Consider the following 14,420-nt stretch of genomic DNA (forward strand, 5'->3'; position numbering starts at 1 on the left):
CTCTGCCGCCCATAACAAATATTATTTTTTCCCGTAACGTTTGTTAAATTTTTCAATTCTACCACCGGCAGCAGATTCACGCTGACGCCCCGTATAAAACGGATGGCATTTTGAGCAGACATCCACACGAAGTTCTTCTTTTACCGAGCCAGTCTTGAAAGTATTGCCGCAGCCACAGATTACTGTTGCTTCTTTATAATCAGGATGTATTCCTTGTTTCATATAATGCACCTCATTTCTCCTAAACTATCAGCTCCTAATTATAGCACACCACTTTAGTTGTTGCAACATTATTGATGGGAGTAAAAGAGTCTTCTATTAGTATGGGGAATATGTTAAAATGCAAAAAGAAAATAAAATTTATTTCGCCCGGGGTAGAATAATGAAACGATATGGTAAGGTTTTAATACTGCTGGTTTTGCTTATTTTTGTCCTTACATCAATTGTGTCTGCTCAAAAGGATAATGATGCAAAGATACAGTATGTCAGCGCACTGATGTCAATGACAGCATATGATGATAAATTCAGCAATATTGCCAAGGATACTTTGGCAACATACGGCTGGAAATTTGAATTTTTTCAGGAAAAATCTAATAATGCGTCGGCAAAATTTTTTATAGCACATAATAAAAAATTTATTCCGGGAGAAGATTCTTATTTACTGGCGATACGCGGTACGAGTGATTTACGTGACGTTTCGAACGATGTCAAGATATCATTAGTTCCATTTGGCGGGAAAACACCGGCAGAATTTATGAATTTTGCTATGCGTTCACCCTCCCCTGATTTGCCAATGGTTCACAGCGGATTTAATAATTACGTCCAGACGGCACTTTTTACGGCTTTGCCTAATGGCGTGATGCTGGGAGATAATCTGGCACATATTCTGAAAAATAATCCGGCGGCACATCTTTATATCACTGGGCATAGCCTGGGAGGAGCTGCAGCCGTTCTGGCAGCTGCCCGTTTTATTAGCCTTGGCAGCAGGCCTGAGCAGATAAGTGTGATTACTTTTGGTGCTCCGGCTGTTGGAAATGAACTATTTGCCCAAAATTATGGAGAGAAACTAAATTTGGCAAGAATAGTAATGGCGGGTGATCCAATTCGTAATTTAGCGCAAATTTTTAATTCCAATTATAAATTGTTTGGCACAGAGATTAAATATCCATCATTATTATCATATGATGATAAACTGCGGCATAAAATATTGCTATATGTGGATATGAGCCTGCGCAGATATTATGACAGCAAAGTAAAAGACCAGGCTGTATATGCAGAAAATGGGGCAGGAATACTGTTTGTCCGACCTGTTTTTCATTTGCCATCTGAACAGGTAGAAGAAAAAAATGATTTTTATATGCGGCGTGTCATACAGGATGACATTACCCATTATATAAAAAATACTGATTGGATTGATGATGATCGGCTGGTCACATCGGGAACTCATAAATATGTGGTGCACACAGACGTGACGGTGGAAAGACAAAAATATGCAAAAAACAGTTATTACACGGCGATCGCATATACTGTTTATAATGCCCGGGGACAGTTGGCGGCTTCTTTTGCAGCGGCTGATGATACTGAGGAGCTAACACCTATTGAAGCTGTTCTTTATAATAATATCAAGCTGCGGGATAATCTTATAGAGGCATTGCAAAAATAAAAAAATATCAATCTTCAATGCCTTTACGGGCGGGAACACCTTTGTCATAATAGTGTTTTATTAATTTCATTTCGGTTACTAAATCTGCTTTGGCAATAAGCCAATCCGGAGCATTTCGCCCGGTGCAGACAATTTCTGTATTTTTGGGTACATTTTTTAGTAAATTTTCTATAAGTCGGCGTTTTGCCAGTCCGAAAAAAAGAGCTGTATTTATTTCGTCAAGTATGACAATGTCAAATTTCTGGGATATTATAGCTTGTTCAGCAGCTATAATACCTTCTTCAATTAATTTGATGTAGTCGGCAGGCGGATTTCCTTTGGGATAGATGACAACATCATCAGTCAGGGCGGCAGCAGCTTTTGGGTCAATCATTCCTTCTTCAGCTATGAAATATGGTTTCCCGCTGGTTTTTAATACAAGCTGTGGTGAAAAACGTTGTAAAACGTTTTGTTCACTATAAGCCAGGCTTTTCATGAATTGGGCAAAATATACCCTCATACCGGCACCAATAGCCCGTATGGACAGGCCAATTGCCGCAGTGGTTTTTCCTTTTCCATTGCCTGTATATATTTGTAACATAATAACACTCCAATCTGATAAATTTAAATGATAACACAATTATACAGCAAAGAATTGTAATTAAGGTAGGATTTATTATTCTTATCAAGAATATATATAGTTACATGATTAGATAATAATTAAGGGGGCTTATAAGTGAAAAAAGTAGCTACTGAGAAATTGATGCCTGGAATGACATTGGGACGAACGATTCTCAATGATAAAATGATCGTTATTTTATCTGCGGGGACCATGCTGACACAGGAACATATCATACGGCTGAAATATCTGAATATTGCTTTGGCATACATAAAAGATGATTTTGAACTAAACAGTAATTACCAAATAGCTGATATAGTTTTTAATAAAGAAAATGCCTTTGTAAAAAAGTATAATGATATTGTATCAGAGGCTAATGAACTTTTTGCCAGTGTCGCCAAGGGGAAAAATACAACCTTTGAATCCAGTAGTGACAATATAAAAAATTCATTGGTACCTACGATAAAAGAAAGTGGCATAATTGATTATTTATACACACTCAGTGATATAAGTGATGATATCTGCCATCATTCTGTACGTGTTTCTATAATGTCCGGCGTCATCGGCAAATGGCTGCGTTTTAGTGAAGGCAAGATTAATGATCTTGTACTGGCGGGTTTTTTACATGATATTGGCAAGACATTGCTGCCGGAACGAATTATCAGCAGCCGTCCCAAGACATTAAAACCGGCGGATTATGATATTTATATTCAGCATACGATAAACGGTCAGAAAATACTGGCGGATAAACCCAATATTTCCGATGGAGTGAGAGCCGCGGCATTACAGCATCATGAGGCTATGGACGGTTCTGGTGAACCGTTTAATGTGAGTGGGGACAATATTGATGAATATGCCCGCATTGTTATGGTCGCTAATCTTTATGACAATATAACGACTGAACACGAAGGCGAAGTAAAATATACACCATTCGATGCAATTAAAATTATTAGCGGCAATATGTTTTCTACTCTTGATCCGCGGATATGTGTGCCATTTATTTCTAATATTCAAAATTCATTTCTGGGATCGACCGTTGGATTGAATGATGGACGGCGCGGAAGAGTGGTCTATTATCCGACTGGTTATTCATCGCTGCCGATTATAAGAGTTGATGATAACACCGTGATCGATCTCAATGAAGAAAATACGGATAATATAAAAATAATTGAATATAATCCAAAATAAAAGTAAATGAGGTTGTCGCAACTATTGTTATTCATAAATAGGTAACATTTCGTTCTTTTTATCCGTCCTTAAAAGGGTGAGAAATTGTGTGGCGGCCGGCTGCATCCTTTTTATGAGCTCAATGTTGTTCATGCGACAGCCTTGTTTTCATTCTAACGATTATCAACATGGTCCATTGTCGTTAAATCATGCTGGTTGAAGCGCAGCTGGGCAAGCTCAGCATATTTGGTACCGATACGGCCATAGTTGGCATAGGGATCTATTGAAATACCCCCACGCGGCAGAAACTTCCCCCAGATTTCAATATAACGTGGTGACATCAGTTTTATTAAATCATCCATAATTATGTTGACAACATCTTCATGAAAGGCACCGTGATTTCTGAAGCTTACAAGATAAAGCTTTAATGATTTGCTTTCCACCATAAGTTTATCAGGCACATATGAGATATACAATGTGGCAAAATCAGGCTGGCCGGTTATCGGACAAAGACTGGTGAATTCAGGACAGTTAAATTTGACCCAATAATCACGCTGGGGATGTTTATTGCTAAAGGTTTCCAGAATTTCAGGAGTATAGGCATAATTATATTTGACATCTTTTTGTCCTAATAATGTTAATGCCGGGGACTTTTGTGTTGTTTTCATTTGTTTACCTCTTTCACTATATCATATAATAGAAAAGATTAATGTATAATAAAATATTTATCGTCTTTTATTATACATTAATCTTTATTATTGCAAAATAGCATTGAGGGTATCTTGGCAGTATTTACAGATTGAAGCTTATTATTTTAGTGGGAGTATTGATTTTTATCTGGTTACACTTCAGACTTTTTGATGTGGTGTTGATAATAGTTCTATCATCAAAAGTTGAAACCAGGTTGCTGTTTTCACGATGGACCTTCATGGTTTATGCCTGCTATTATAAAGAACGTTGGGATTGTCTCTTGACGATATTACTTTATAGGCTTAAAATTATTTATTAATAAATGCGCAAATATTGATACTTAGTTTTTTATGAGTGTAATTTGCAAATATTTGGAGGTTTTTCATAGTGGAAGCAAATCGTGTATATAATTTTAATCCAGGACCGGCAGTTCTACCGTTAGAAGTTCTTAAGGAAGCACAGGCAGAATTATTGAATTTTAGTAATAGCGGCATGTCCATCATGGAAATCAGCCATCGCGCTAAGGAATATGAAGAAGTCCATAATAAGGCCAAAGCTGATATTAAGGAATTAATGAAGCTTGGTGATGATTATGATGTGCTGTTTGTTCAAGGCGGTGCCAGCATGGAATTCGCTATGGTGCCAATGAATTTTGCCATTAAGGGTAAGCGGGGAAATTATGTTTTGTCGGGCAGTTTTGCGACAAAAGCTTATAAAGAAGCTGAAATTCAGGGAGTCGGATATATTGCTGGTTCCAGTAAAGCTAATGATTTTCGCAATATCCCCAAACAAGATGAGATCAAACTAAGTGATGACGCAGCATACCTGCATATTTGTTATAATAACACGATTTATGGAACAGAATATCATTATATTCCTGAAACAAACGGAGTGCCGTTAATTGCTGATATGTCATCAGATATGCTTTCACGGCCAATTGATTTTAATAAATTTTCACTTATTTATGCTGGTGTACAAAAGAACCTTGGACCAGCCGGTGTGGCATTGGTCGTAGCTAAGAAATCTTTTATTGAAAACAGTCCGGAAAACATTCCAACAATGTTGCGCTATAATACATACAGCAAAAAGAATTCTTTGTATAATACACCGCCGGCTTTTTGTATATATATGGTGGGGAAAGTGGCTGCATGGATAAAAAAACAAGGCGGGCTGATTGCTATGGCTGACCGGAATGCCAAGAAGGCCGCTTTATTGTATGATGTTATTGATAATTACAGCGATTTTTATCGTGGTCATGCGCAAAAAGATAGTCGTTCATTTATGAATGTCACCTTGCGGCTGCCTACGGAGGAACTTGAGGCAAAATTTATTGCTGAAGCAAAAGAACAAAAACTTTGTGGATTAAAAGGGCATCGTTCCGTAGGAGGACTGCGTGCTTCCATTTATAATGCAATGCCGTATGAAGGCGTAAAAAGTCTGGCGGACTTTATGGAAAAATTTTATCAGAAAAATAAATAGACCAGGGGGAGATATAATGCCAGTGATTAATCCACTAACAGTGGCGGATAAGGTTACACAAACCTTAAAAACAGGAGTGTTTTTGACTACACAAGTTGATGGCAAGGCAGATACAATGACTATCGGCTGGGGATCAGTCGGTTTTATCTGGGGTAAACCGGTGTTTACAGTAATGGTGCGAAGATCTCGGTACACTTGGTCAGTAATTGAAAAAAGTCATGAGTTTACTGTGAGTGTGCCAACTCATGATATGAGTGCCGCTATAAAGCTGTGTGGTACGAAGTCGGCTCGTGATATTGATAAATTTGAAGCAGCAGGATTGACGGCACAAAAAGGGAAATTGATAACGACGCCGGTTATTGCTGGTGCCGGAATGCATTTTGAGTGTAAGGTTTTGTATAAACAAGATATGATAGCAGATAACCTTGATAAGGTGACGGCTGAACGCTGGTATGGTGATAATGATTGGCATACACTTTATTTTGGTGAAATTGTAACTGCATACGAAGATTAAATATGTGACTAAAAAACTCCCGCCAAAAGCGGGAGTTTTTTTATGGGCAAATTAGAATTAATTGTATGGGGAAATTTGCAATTTGAATTTTAGAATAAAAAAAGGGGGATTGTCACACGAACAGCATTGACTTCACAAAGATGCAACCCATTACCGCTACGCGGTTACCCGCTTTTATAAAAGCGAGAAGGAGAATGAAATATTGCGTATTTATGAATGAAAATGGTTACGTGTGATAATCCCGGTGTGTAGTGGATACCACAATACATATTATTGGAGAGTTAAAAGGAATGATATTCATTATCAATTAGTATAATAGCATACGGCAGTTAATTAGTCAAATAAAAATTTAACTTTTAATAAATATTAATTTTGAATAAAATAACATTTCGATAACGTCAGGCAGCCTGGTTAAGTATATTATAAGTATATAATTATTGAGGAGGAGCCAGGATGTATATTTCAAAAAAAGTCTGTGTTATTGCAGTCCTTTTAGGAAGTACCATTAGCTTTACTTTATTTAGTCCAGCACCGATCAATGCGGCAGCGTTTCAAATGCCCGAAGCTGTTCAGCAACAGCGCGGCGGGACATTAATACAAAGCGCTGACTGGGATCCGTATGTTAAAAAAACTTTAAATGATTTTTTGGTGACATATGGAAAGTATTCATCAACATATGATTTAAAACAAAGACCATATGCTGTTTTTGATTTTGATAATACTACATCGATAATGGATGTTGAGGAACAGCTGATAGTATGGCAGTTGGAACATCTGGCATTTGCAATTGCTCCCGATGATATGGGAAAAGTGCTGGAAACAGGAATTCCAACAGATAAATTAGATATGACTTATGGTGCTGATGATGGCAGTGGCCGCCAGGTAACTGTCAGGGATGCCATAAGTGATGCAGCGGCTGATTATGCGGTGCTTTATAAAAAGGGATTGATTTCGGTTAAAGGGAAAATGCTTGATGAAACAGTTAAGCAGGATTTAACTTATCAGGATTTTGTCGCTAAGATGCGTTGGCTGTATGATGCAATTTCTGAGACGATGGACAGTTCTGTTTCTTATCCGTGGGTGACTTATTGGTTTACTGGTATGACACCCAGACAGGTGTATACTCTGGCATATGCCTGTGATAGTTATTATGGAGATCCGGCCAAGGGACAGACATGGTCCAAAGGAAAATACATCAGTCCTGCTGAAAATACAAAAGCCGGCAGCGTCGCGGTTTCGTATAATCAAGGTATTACGGTGACACCGGAAGTAAAGGAATTATATCGGGCACTGTATCAAAATGGTATTGATGTATGGATAGACTCGGCTTCATATATTGATGTTGTGCGGGCAGCAGTGGATTATTTTGCCATCCCGGATGTTAAAGGAATAGTGGCAATGACCAATCAAACAGATAATAAAGGAAGATATATCAATGCTTATAATTATGATTTGCATGCCCAGACGCAGGGAGTTGGTAAATCGCTGGCGATAAAGAAAGTTATTGCTCCTTTATATCAAGGACACGGTCCGATATTTACAGCAATGGATTCACAGGGAGATTTCAATTTTACCACAGAATTTAAAGATACAAGAGCTGTACTTATAATGAATCGCCGGCGTAAAGATGATGCGGCTTTGTGTGCGGGGATAGCTGAATATCAAAAGAAACATGATATTAGTTTGCAGCAGGCCAATCTGGATGGAGATACCAAGTTTATTTTGCAAGGGCGCAATGAAAATACGGGAGCTCTTTGGCCCGATGATCAGACGTTGTTATTGGGAAAAACAAGTAAGGTGTTCTTGTCTGACAGGGCTGATGATGTGGTTAAGAATCTGGAAGCGGGTGCGAGCATAAGAGATATATTGGAAAAAGATACGCATAATAAGGATTATAACGGCTATAAAACCCGCTAAATGTTGTAATGGAAAATAAAGAAAGGCTGTCACACGAACGACATTGACTTCATGGAGATGCAATTCACCATATGGTGTGATTATTCATGAATGAAAATGTCACGTATGACAGCCTTTTTATGCTGCAAGGCAGCCCATCAGGTAATTGATGCGTTGTAAATTGATTTGATGCTGGCGGCAAGGCAAGCATTAAATTCTTCATCACTTTGCTGTACTGACAGACCTTCTGCTAAAGCGCGTGAAAAGCTGGCAATGAGTCCATGATTGCGAGCCAGTTTTTCATTGGCATCCTTTCGGCTGAATCCGCCGGAAAGAGCTACAACACGGATAATATTGGGTTGTCCGGTTATCAAATCGCTGTAGAAGTTATCAACAACCGGTATTGACAATTTCAGCATAATTTTTGTGTCGGAGTGTAACTGGGCAGTCTGGTTTAAAATTTCGTCTTTAAGAAATTTTTCTGATTCGGCACGGTTCTGGCTGTGGATATCAACTTCTGGTTCAATAATAGGAACAAGACCGGCAGCGGCGATTTGTTTACCAATTTCAAATTGCTGCCGGACTATTTCCTTTATGCCGGAAGGATTAGTTTCTTTTATTACTGAGCGCATTTTTGTTCCAAAAATATTTCTTTTGACAGCGCGTTGTAAGAGTTCGTCTAATCCAGGAATCGGTTTCATTAATTGCACTCCGTTGGATAGATCAGCCAAACCCTTATCAACTTTTAAGAAAGGAAGAATAGCTTTTTTATTCCAGAGATAGTCGGCGGTCAATTCGCCGTCAATTGTCCGTTCCATAGTATTTTCAAAAAGTATTGCACCTAAGATGTGTTCGGAAGTGAAAGCCGGACTTTTAATAATACGGGTACGCATTTCATGTACCTTGTCGAACATCTCCTGGTCAGTGCTGTATTCACTTTTTTCAACACCATATGCTGCCAGCGCTTTGGGAGTGCTGCCGCCACTTTGGTCAAGCGCGGCAATGAAAGCCTTTGCCGCAGCAGCTCGTTGCAATTTTTTCTGATCCATAATAAAACCTCCTTAAATTAGATGAAATATACATTTATTATCTTAATAATAATATCTTTAAAGTTATTTTGCAATAGAAGCTAAAGTATTTAAAGTGGTGAAGGAGTTTATGCAGTGAGGGTGATAAACTGTTGCGGCACCATACTGTCAATTGCGTAAAGTATTGAATAATATAGTTCCGTTTTCTTTTAACCAAAGGCGATGTTCTTTAAAAAGAGGATCATAAGTTTCTACCAGATGCCAAAATTTGTCAGAGTGATTCATTTGGATGAGATGAGATGTTTCATGGATGACCAAATAGTCGATGATGGTCGGGGCTGCCATCATAATACGCCAATTATAATTTATATTACGTCGTGATGAACAGCTGCCCCAGCGGCTTTTTTGGTCACGGATAGTTATTCTGTTGGCAAAAACATTCAATTGGGATGCCCAGAAATTGGTTCTTTGTGTAAGATAGACTTGTGCCTGTTGCTTATACCAAGGAATGAGAATATCACTTAACAAGGGGAAAAGTGTATCGTTATAAGTGATAAATACATTATCATCAGTAAGCTTTATGGAGACAGTGCTGCCATATTGCAGATGGATGTTGTAATTTTTCCCCTTATAAGTAATATGATTATCGTTTATAGGAGCATTATCGGCCAATGTCTTATAAGCATGATTTTTTTTGTTCAGCCAATTGGAATGGTGGTGCAATATATGTGATACTTCTTTGGCGGAAACGTTATAGGGAGTTTTTATCAGTATGCTGTCACGATCGTTCAAGGCAATGGATACAGTCTTTCGCTTTTGTCGTTTTTGGATATATTCAAATAGTGTATCGCCAATTTGTATATAAGGCATTGCAGCACCTTCCTTTTATTTTATTATATACGCTGTCGATGTGATTTAAAATGATTATCTAAATATGCGGAAATTTTGTAAGAAAATATTTTATTGAAGATATTTTGGAGAAGTTTTTTGCACTTAATGACACTAGACAGATGGACATATTTATAAAATGAAAATATATATGATTAAATAAACGTTTTTATACTGATAAAATTGTTTTTTATTTTTATGATATGTTATAATAATAATAAGTTTTATGTATTAATGTTGCACATTTTGTAATTATGAAAATACGGTGATTATACCTGCTTTATAAGTTTGATATCATTTACGGGAGGTATTTGGATATGGATTATGTCATCTTGGGAGCTGGTGGGACAGGAGCCAGTATCGGTGGATTTTTGGCTGCATCGGGCAAAGATGTTACTTTAATTGCCAGAGGTAAGCATTTACAGGCATTGAAAGAAAATGGCCTTACTATACATTCTGATAAAAAGGGAGAAACTCATTTGCCGGCTATAAAGGCAATGAATGCTGATGAATACAAAAGCAAGGCAGATGTTATTTTTGTAAGTGTAAAGGGATATTCAATAGAAGATGTCATTCCTTTTTTAAAAAAAGCATCAGACCGGCATACCATTATTATTCCCATATTGAATATATACGGAACCGGTTTGAAATTAGCTGAAAAACTACCGGGTAAAAATGTAACAGAAGGTTGTATTTATATTGTTGCATGGATATCGGCACCGGGAGAAATAACGCAGCGCGGCAATATTTTTAGGGTGGTTTATGGGACACGCGGTGAAACTAATCTGAAAACGCAGCTGGATCAGATTGCGACTGATTTGTTAACGGCGGGGATTACTCCGGTGGTTTCGCAAAATATAGCTGTCGATACGTATCGTAAGTTTACGTTCGTTTCACCGATGGCAGCGGCCGGTGCCTATTATGATATAACAGCTGCTGCTATGCAAAAAGACGGCAGGGAACGTATGACATTTATTGAATTGGTTAAAGAGGCAATAAGTGTGGGAAAGGCAGCCGGCTTGCAGTTGGATGATAATCTTGTGGAAAAGAATCTGGCAATATTGGATGCACTTACATCGGAAACGACGGCATCAATGCAGAAAGACTTAAAAAAAGGCGGAAATTCTGAAATAGATGGATTGATTTTTGAAGTGGTGCGCATGGCCCGGAAATATAGGGTACCTGTTTCATGGTATATAAAAATAGCTGAAAAGTTTGGTTTTAGGGAAAAGTAATTGTAAATATGAGGCTGTCGCACGTACTTATTTTCATTTATAATGTGAAAATTATTGCTTTTTGTCCACTCTTGGGAGAATGGTGAACTGTATAAGCGATAGTGGTATTTTTATGGAGATAATGCTATCCGTGCAACAGGCTCATGTTTTTGCGTTTAGCAATAAATCAAACTGAATACGGAGTGTCAGTCGACAATGGAAATGGTGATTTTATTTATATTAGGAATAGCAATAGGCGCTTTTGGTACACTTGTCGGTATTGGCGGGGGATTGATTATGATTCCTTTGTTTGTGCTGTTGATGACCGGTAGTCCGGCTGCACCTGCAGGTTTTTTTAATACATTTCACAATGTTTCGCAAGCTGTTGGCACCTCATTGTTTGGTGTTTTTTTAAATACTTTATCGGGTTCATTTGCTTATATAAGGCAGAAAAGAGTGTATTTCGATGCTGCCCTGCCTTTTGCGGCAGCTACTTTGCCAGGAGCGTTTTTGGGGAGTTATGCTGATGAATATTTTTCCGGGGGCATATTTGATTTCGCCTTTGGCGGAATGTTGGTTATGCTGGCCGGAGTGATGTATTGGAAATCGTCTGCACCAAAAGCATTAGCAAAAGAATTTGATCCGAAACATTTTGTTTATCCTAAAAAGCTGGGAATTTTAATTAGTGTTTTTGTTGGATTTTTATCTAGTGTACTGGGAATTGGAGGCGGAATAATTCATGTGCCATTAATGATCTATGTATTGTCGTTTCCCCCACATGTGGCAACAGCTACATCGCATTTCGTTTTGGCGGTGTCATCGTTTGTCGGGTGCATTTCTCATTTCATTTTAGGGCATATTGTTTGGAAACCGGCTATTGGTATCGGTTTTGGGGCTGTTATAGGGGCGCAGATCGGTGCTGTGATTTCCCAAAAAACACGTCCCCGGGTAATTGTAATTTTATTGTCAATAGTTATGTGTGGCTTAGGTTTAAAATTGATTTTTTTATCTAATGTGCTGTAGTGATTGGTGTAAAAGATAAAAAAATAAGCATAAAACATTAATTAATGTTTTATGCTGAAGTTTAGCAATTGATGCACAGTAATAAATTGTCAGCTTATTTTAAGCTTATTTTTTGCCTGACATTCCGGGCATACTCCATAAAAGTAAAATTGTTGCCCGGAGATTTCGTAGGAAGTCTTGGCAGCAGCTTCTTTGAGTGAAGCTGTGAAATCAAAGTCCATTATGTCGCCAATTTTACCACATTCGGTACAACGAATGTGAGGGTGAGATTCAACAACAGCATCGTAGCGAAGACTGTCATCACCGAGGTTTATAACCTGAATGAGTCCAATTTCTCTTAATATGTCAATTGTTTTATAAATTGTTGCCAAACTCATGGTCGGGTAATAAGGCTGTAATTTATTGAAAATCATTTCGGCATTAGGGTGAGACTTGGTATTGCAAAGCACATTATATATAGCTAGCCGTTGGGGAGTTACCTTAAACCCTTCTTTGCGCAACAAGGCTGTTACCTTTTTAGAGTCCATCATGGCGTTATGTGTCCTTCCTTCAATAATAAAATAGCTTTCAAGTAATAGCCATTATTAATAAAATTACATTACGGTATTATTTTAATAAAAACACATAAATCTGTCAATGTTTTATTGATGGATTTTTCAGCGTATAAAATAATAGTTATCGATTAGTAGAAAAAATTTATCTTGTTATATTAAAAGTGATATACAGATAAGTAATTGACAAACATATGAAAAAATGATATCCTATATTTCGTTGCTAAGGTTTCATTTATATTTAAGAGAGCATTTGGAGAGTTGTCCGAGTGGTTGAAGGAGCACGCCTGGAAAGCGTGTGTGCGGGAAACTGTACCGAGGGTTCGAATCCCTCACTCTCCGCCATACTGTTAAGTTGCTGGATGATATTAATCATCCGGTTTTTTTGTGCTTAAATTGGCGGCTAGGCAATAATTGTTGCTGCATAAGCTGAAGAATAAAGCAGTTATCGGTTGATATTGATAAATTGGAATTGTTTGTAGTATGGAATAATTATATGGAAATAATGTTTTTTGATGTTTTTACTGAGGTTTTGTTTGCTACCCGGATGATTAGTTTATTGATGTATTCTTTAGTATTCGAAGTAAGCCAATGATTTTGCAGGGGAATAATAAAAATATTGCCAATTGGTTCAAGGCTGTTGACCTGCATAAAGTTTTCCAGCATGATTCTTATTTCCCCGGCACGCTGATAGTAGGTGCCTTTAAAGGCTACTGTCATATAAACTCCCTCAGCTCTGATATAGGAAGTTGATTTTGGAAGGTTTGTGCTGTCATCATAGGTAGAATAAAATGCCAGAGAGCGCATGTAATTTTCAGAAAAAAAATCAGTTTTATCCACTACCCAGCCGACGTTTTTGCCGCTGAACTGATTTTGGGTAAACAATTTATATACGTGGCGGGCAATCATTTTGATTATGGATTTACCGGTCGTTCCTTTTTCAATGGGGGTATAGCAAAGAGGCGTCATTGGTTCATGAATCAGGAGGATTTGTTCCAAAATGATATTTTGAGTTTGCACAATATTTTCTTTTACGATAGAAATATTTTTATGTATTCTTTGCAGTTCTGCGATGGTATTGAGACAATCCTTATCCTTTTCTTCCAGCAAAGCTAAAAAGGCTGCTGGTGATTTATTATCCAGATAGGTTTTAATTTTTGCTATAGGAATATCTAAGCGGCGTAAATTAAGAATTATTTCCAAACTTAAATATTGGTCTATATTGTAGTGACGATAACTGTTGCTGCTAATAAAGGCCGGTTTTAAAAGACCAATTTTATCGTAATATAAAAGAGTTTGTTTAGGTATTTGGTAAAGTGATGACAATTCACCACTTGTGAAATAATTGTCATAATTTTTAATCACTTACTCACCTGCTAATTAATAAATATATAATATTTTACCATAAATAGGCAGATGGACAAAGAAAAAATTTAACTTGGTATAATATCTTAATTATATGAAATGGGGAAAATGGTCTCCAGGGTAATGCGGTTGTACCTTATATTGATTTGCCAAAACTGATTGATGCTAGCCTGTGTCGAGTCGGACTATGCGGATATTTTACTATAAGTTGTTGTTACTTTTTTAGCAGTTAGGCTAACGACTGCTTAAGGCCTATACCTTGATTGTTTTTTCTATGCTTGTATTTATCAGCAAACAAAATAAAGTATATTTTGTAATTATTAATAAAATGCATTTTTATTTTT

Annotated in this window: 15 protein-coding genes and 1 tRNA gene; 8 read left to right on the forward strand and 8 right to left on the reverse strand. The window is 37.4% G+C overall.

Annotated features, from left to right (window positions below; all coding sequences use genetic code 11):
• Nucleotides 1–21: 21 nt before the first annotated feature.
• A complete protein-coding gene (gene rpmE, locus I6751_RS00415) occupies nt 22–222 on the reverse strand; it encodes a 50S ribosomal protein L31 (RefSeq protein WP_182186838.1) in 201 nt (66 codons plus the stop codon).
• A gap of 118 nt (nt 223–340) precedes the next feature.
• Between rpmE and I6751_RS00420 the strand changes: the two genes are divergently transcribed.
• Nucleotides 341–1,663: a lipase family protein gene (locus tag I6751_RS00420; protein WP_196591431.1), complete on the forward strand. Its 1,323-nt coding sequence runs from the start codon at nt 341–343 to the stop codon at nt 1,661–1,663.
• A 7-nt stretch (nt 1,664–1,670) separates the two neighbouring features.
• Here the strand turns inward: I6751_RS00420 and I6751_RS00425 are convergent, their stop codons facing one another.
• Nucleotides 1,671–2,243: a cob(I)yrinic acid a,c-diamide adenosyltransferase gene (locus I6751_RS00425; protein ID WP_182186836.1), complete on the reverse strand. Its 573-nt coding sequence runs from the start codon at nt 2,241–2,243 to the stop codon at nt 1,671–1,673.
• Between the two features lie 135 nt (nt 2,244–2,378).
• Between I6751_RS00425 and I6751_RS00430 the strand changes: the two genes are divergently transcribed.
• A complete protein-coding gene (locus I6751_RS00430) occupies nt 2,379–3,449 on the forward strand; it encodes an HD-GYP domain-containing protein (RefSeq protein ID WP_196591432.1) in 1,071 nt (356 codons plus the stop codon).
• A 152-nt stretch (nt 3,450–3,601) separates the two neighbouring features.
• Here the strand turns inward: I6751_RS00430 and queF are convergent, their stop codons facing one another.
• On the reverse strand, nt 3,602–4,096 hold the full coding sequence (gene queF, locus I6751_RS00435; RefSeq protein ID WP_196591433.1) for a preQ(1) synthase: 495 nt from the start codon (nt 4,094–4,096) through the stop codon (nt 3,602–3,604).
• Between the two features lie 124 nt (nt 4,097–4,220).
• Nucleotides 4,221–4,358, reverse strand: coding sequence for a hypothetical protein (locus I6751_RS00440; protein WP_196591434.1), 138 nt, complete (start codon nt 4,356–4,358; stop codon nt 4,221–4,223).
• 147 nt (nt 4,359–4,505) lie between these two features.
• Here I6751_RS00440 and serC point away from each other — a divergent pair, with 147 nt between their 5' ends.
• The 3 genes from serC to I6751_RS00455 all read left to right on the forward strand — a co-directional run bounded on the left by serC (nt 4,506) and on the right by I6751_RS00455 (nt 8,028).
• Complete coding sequence (gene serC / locus I6751_RS00445) at nt 4,506–5,597, forward strand: 3-phosphoserine/phosphohydroxythreonine transaminase (protein ID WP_196591435.1); 1,092 nt, start codon at nt 4,506–4,508, stop codon at nt 5,595–5,597.
• Between the two features lie 16 nt (nt 5,598–5,613).
• Entirely contained in the window at nt 5,614–6,111 is a 498-nt protein-coding gene (locus I6751_RS00450) for a flavin reductase family protein (RefSeq protein WP_182186832.1), read from the forward strand.
• A 453-nt stretch (nt 6,112–6,564) separates the two neighbouring features.
• Nucleotides 6,565–8,028, forward strand: a complete 1,464-nt coding sequence (locus I6751_RS00455; RefSeq protein WP_196591436.1) for an HAD family hydrolase — start codon at nt 6,565–6,567, stop codon at nt 8,026–8,028.
• A gap of 137 nt (nt 8,029–8,165) precedes the next feature.
• On the opposite strand, the gene I6751_RS00460 is transcribed toward I6751_RS00455, so the two are convergent.
• Entirely contained in the window at nt 8,166–9,056 is an 891-nt protein-coding gene (locus tag I6751_RS00460) for a fructose bisphosphate aldolase (RefSeq protein WP_196591437.1), read from the reverse strand.
• Nucleotides 9,057–9,203: 147 nt separating this feature from the next.
• Nucleotides 9,204–9,905 (reverse strand): M48 family metallopeptidase, encoded by a 702-nt coding sequence (locus I6751_RS00465; protein ID WP_196591438.1) that lies wholly within the window; start codon nt 9,903–9,905, stop codon nt 9,204–9,206.
• Between the two features lie 335 nt (nt 9,906–10,240).
• Here I6751_RS00465 and I6751_RS00470 point away from each other — a divergent pair, with 335 nt between their 5' ends.
• On the forward strand, nt 10,241–11,158 hold the full coding sequence (locus tag I6751_RS00470; RefSeq protein WP_196591439.1) for a ketopantoate reductase family protein: 918 nt from the start codon (nt 10,241–10,243) through the stop codon (nt 11,156–11,158).
• 195 nt (nt 11,159–11,353) lie between these two features.
• Nucleotides 11,354–12,160, forward strand: coding sequence for a sulfite exporter TauE/SafE family protein (locus I6751_RS00475; protein WP_196591440.1), 807 nt, complete (start codon nt 11,354–11,356; stop codon nt 12,158–12,160).
• Between the two features lie 89 nt (nt 12,161–12,249).
• On the opposite strand, the gene perR is transcribed toward I6751_RS00475, so the two are convergent.
• Nucleotides 12,250–12,690 carry a transcriptional regulator PerR gene (perR, locus tag I6751_RS00480; protein WP_196591441.1) on the reverse strand — a complete coding sequence of 147 codons (441 nt, stop codon included), beginning with the start codon at nt 12,688–12,690 and terminating at the stop codon, nt 12,250–12,252.
• A 276-nt stretch (nt 12,691–12,966) separates the two neighbouring features.
• Between perR and I6751_RS00485 the strand changes: the two genes are divergently transcribed.
• Nucleotides 12,967–13,056 (forward strand) — tRNA-Ser (locus tag I6751_RS00485).
• Nucleotides 13,057–13,203: 147 nt separating this feature from the next.
• Here the strand turns inward: I6751_RS00485 and I6751_RS00490 are convergent.
• The gene (locus tag I6751_RS00490) at nt 13,204–14,076 is read right to left on the reverse strand and encodes a MerR family transcriptional regulator (protein ID WP_196591442.1); all 873 of its coding nucleotides are present in this window, start codon (nt 14,074–14,076) and stop codon (nt 13,204–13,206) included.
• Nucleotides 14,077–14,420 lie beyond the last annotated feature (344 nt).

Origin of the sequence: Pectinatus frisingensis (genome assembly GCF_015732285.1) — a bacterium.
Lineage (GTDB): Bacteria > Bacillota > Negativicutes > Selenomonadales > Selenomonadaceae > Pectinatus > Pectinatus frisingensis.

Bases quoted from the DNA above. Each gene is read 5' to 3' on its own strand.
- I6751_RS00420 (WP_196591431.1), top strand. From the start codon at position 341: ATGCAAAAAGAAAATAAAATTTATTTCGCCCGGGGTAGAATAATGAAA.
- queF (WP_196591433.1), bottom strand. From the start codon at position 4,096: ATGAAAACAACACAAAAGTCCCCGGCATTAACATTATTAGGACAAAAA.
- I6751_RS00440 (WP_196591434.1), bottom strand. From the start codon at position 4,358: ATGAAGGTCCATCGTGAAAACAGCAACCTGGTTTCAACTTTTGATGAT.
- I6751_RS00455 (WP_196591436.1), top strand. From the start codon at position 6,565: ATGTATATTTCAAAAAAAGTCTGTGTTATTGCAGTCCTTTTAGGAAGT.
- I6751_RS00460 (WP_196591437.1), bottom strand. From the start codon at position 9,056: ATGGATCAGAAAAAATTGCAACGAGCTGCTGCGGCAAAGGCTTTCATT.
- perR (WP_196591441.1), bottom strand. From the start codon at position 12,690: ATGATGGACTCTAAAAAGGTAACAGCCTTGTTGCGCAAAGAAGGGTTT.
- rpmE (WP_182186838.1), bottom strand. From the start codon at position 222: ATGAAACAAGGAATACATCCTGATTATAAAGAAGCAACAGTAATCTGT.
- I6751_RS00470 (WP_196591439.1), top strand. From the start codon at position 10,241: ATGGATTATGTCATCTTGGGAGCTGGTGGGACAGGAGCCAGTATCGGT.
- I6751_RS00450 (WP_182186832.1), top strand. From the start codon at position 5,614: ATGCCAGTGATTAATCCACTAACAGTGGCGGATAAGGTTACACAAACC.
- I6751_RS00425 (WP_182186836.1), bottom strand. From the start codon at position 2,243: ATGTTACAAATATATACAGGCAATGGAAAAGGAAAAACCACTGCGGCA.
- I6751_RS00475 (WP_196591440.1), top strand. From the start codon at position 11,354: ATGGAAATGGTGATTTTATTTATATTAGGAATAGCAATAGGCGCTTTT.
- I6751_RS00465 (WP_196591438.1), bottom strand. From the start codon at position 9,905: ATGCCTTATATACAAATTGGCGATACACTATTTGAATATATCCAAAAA.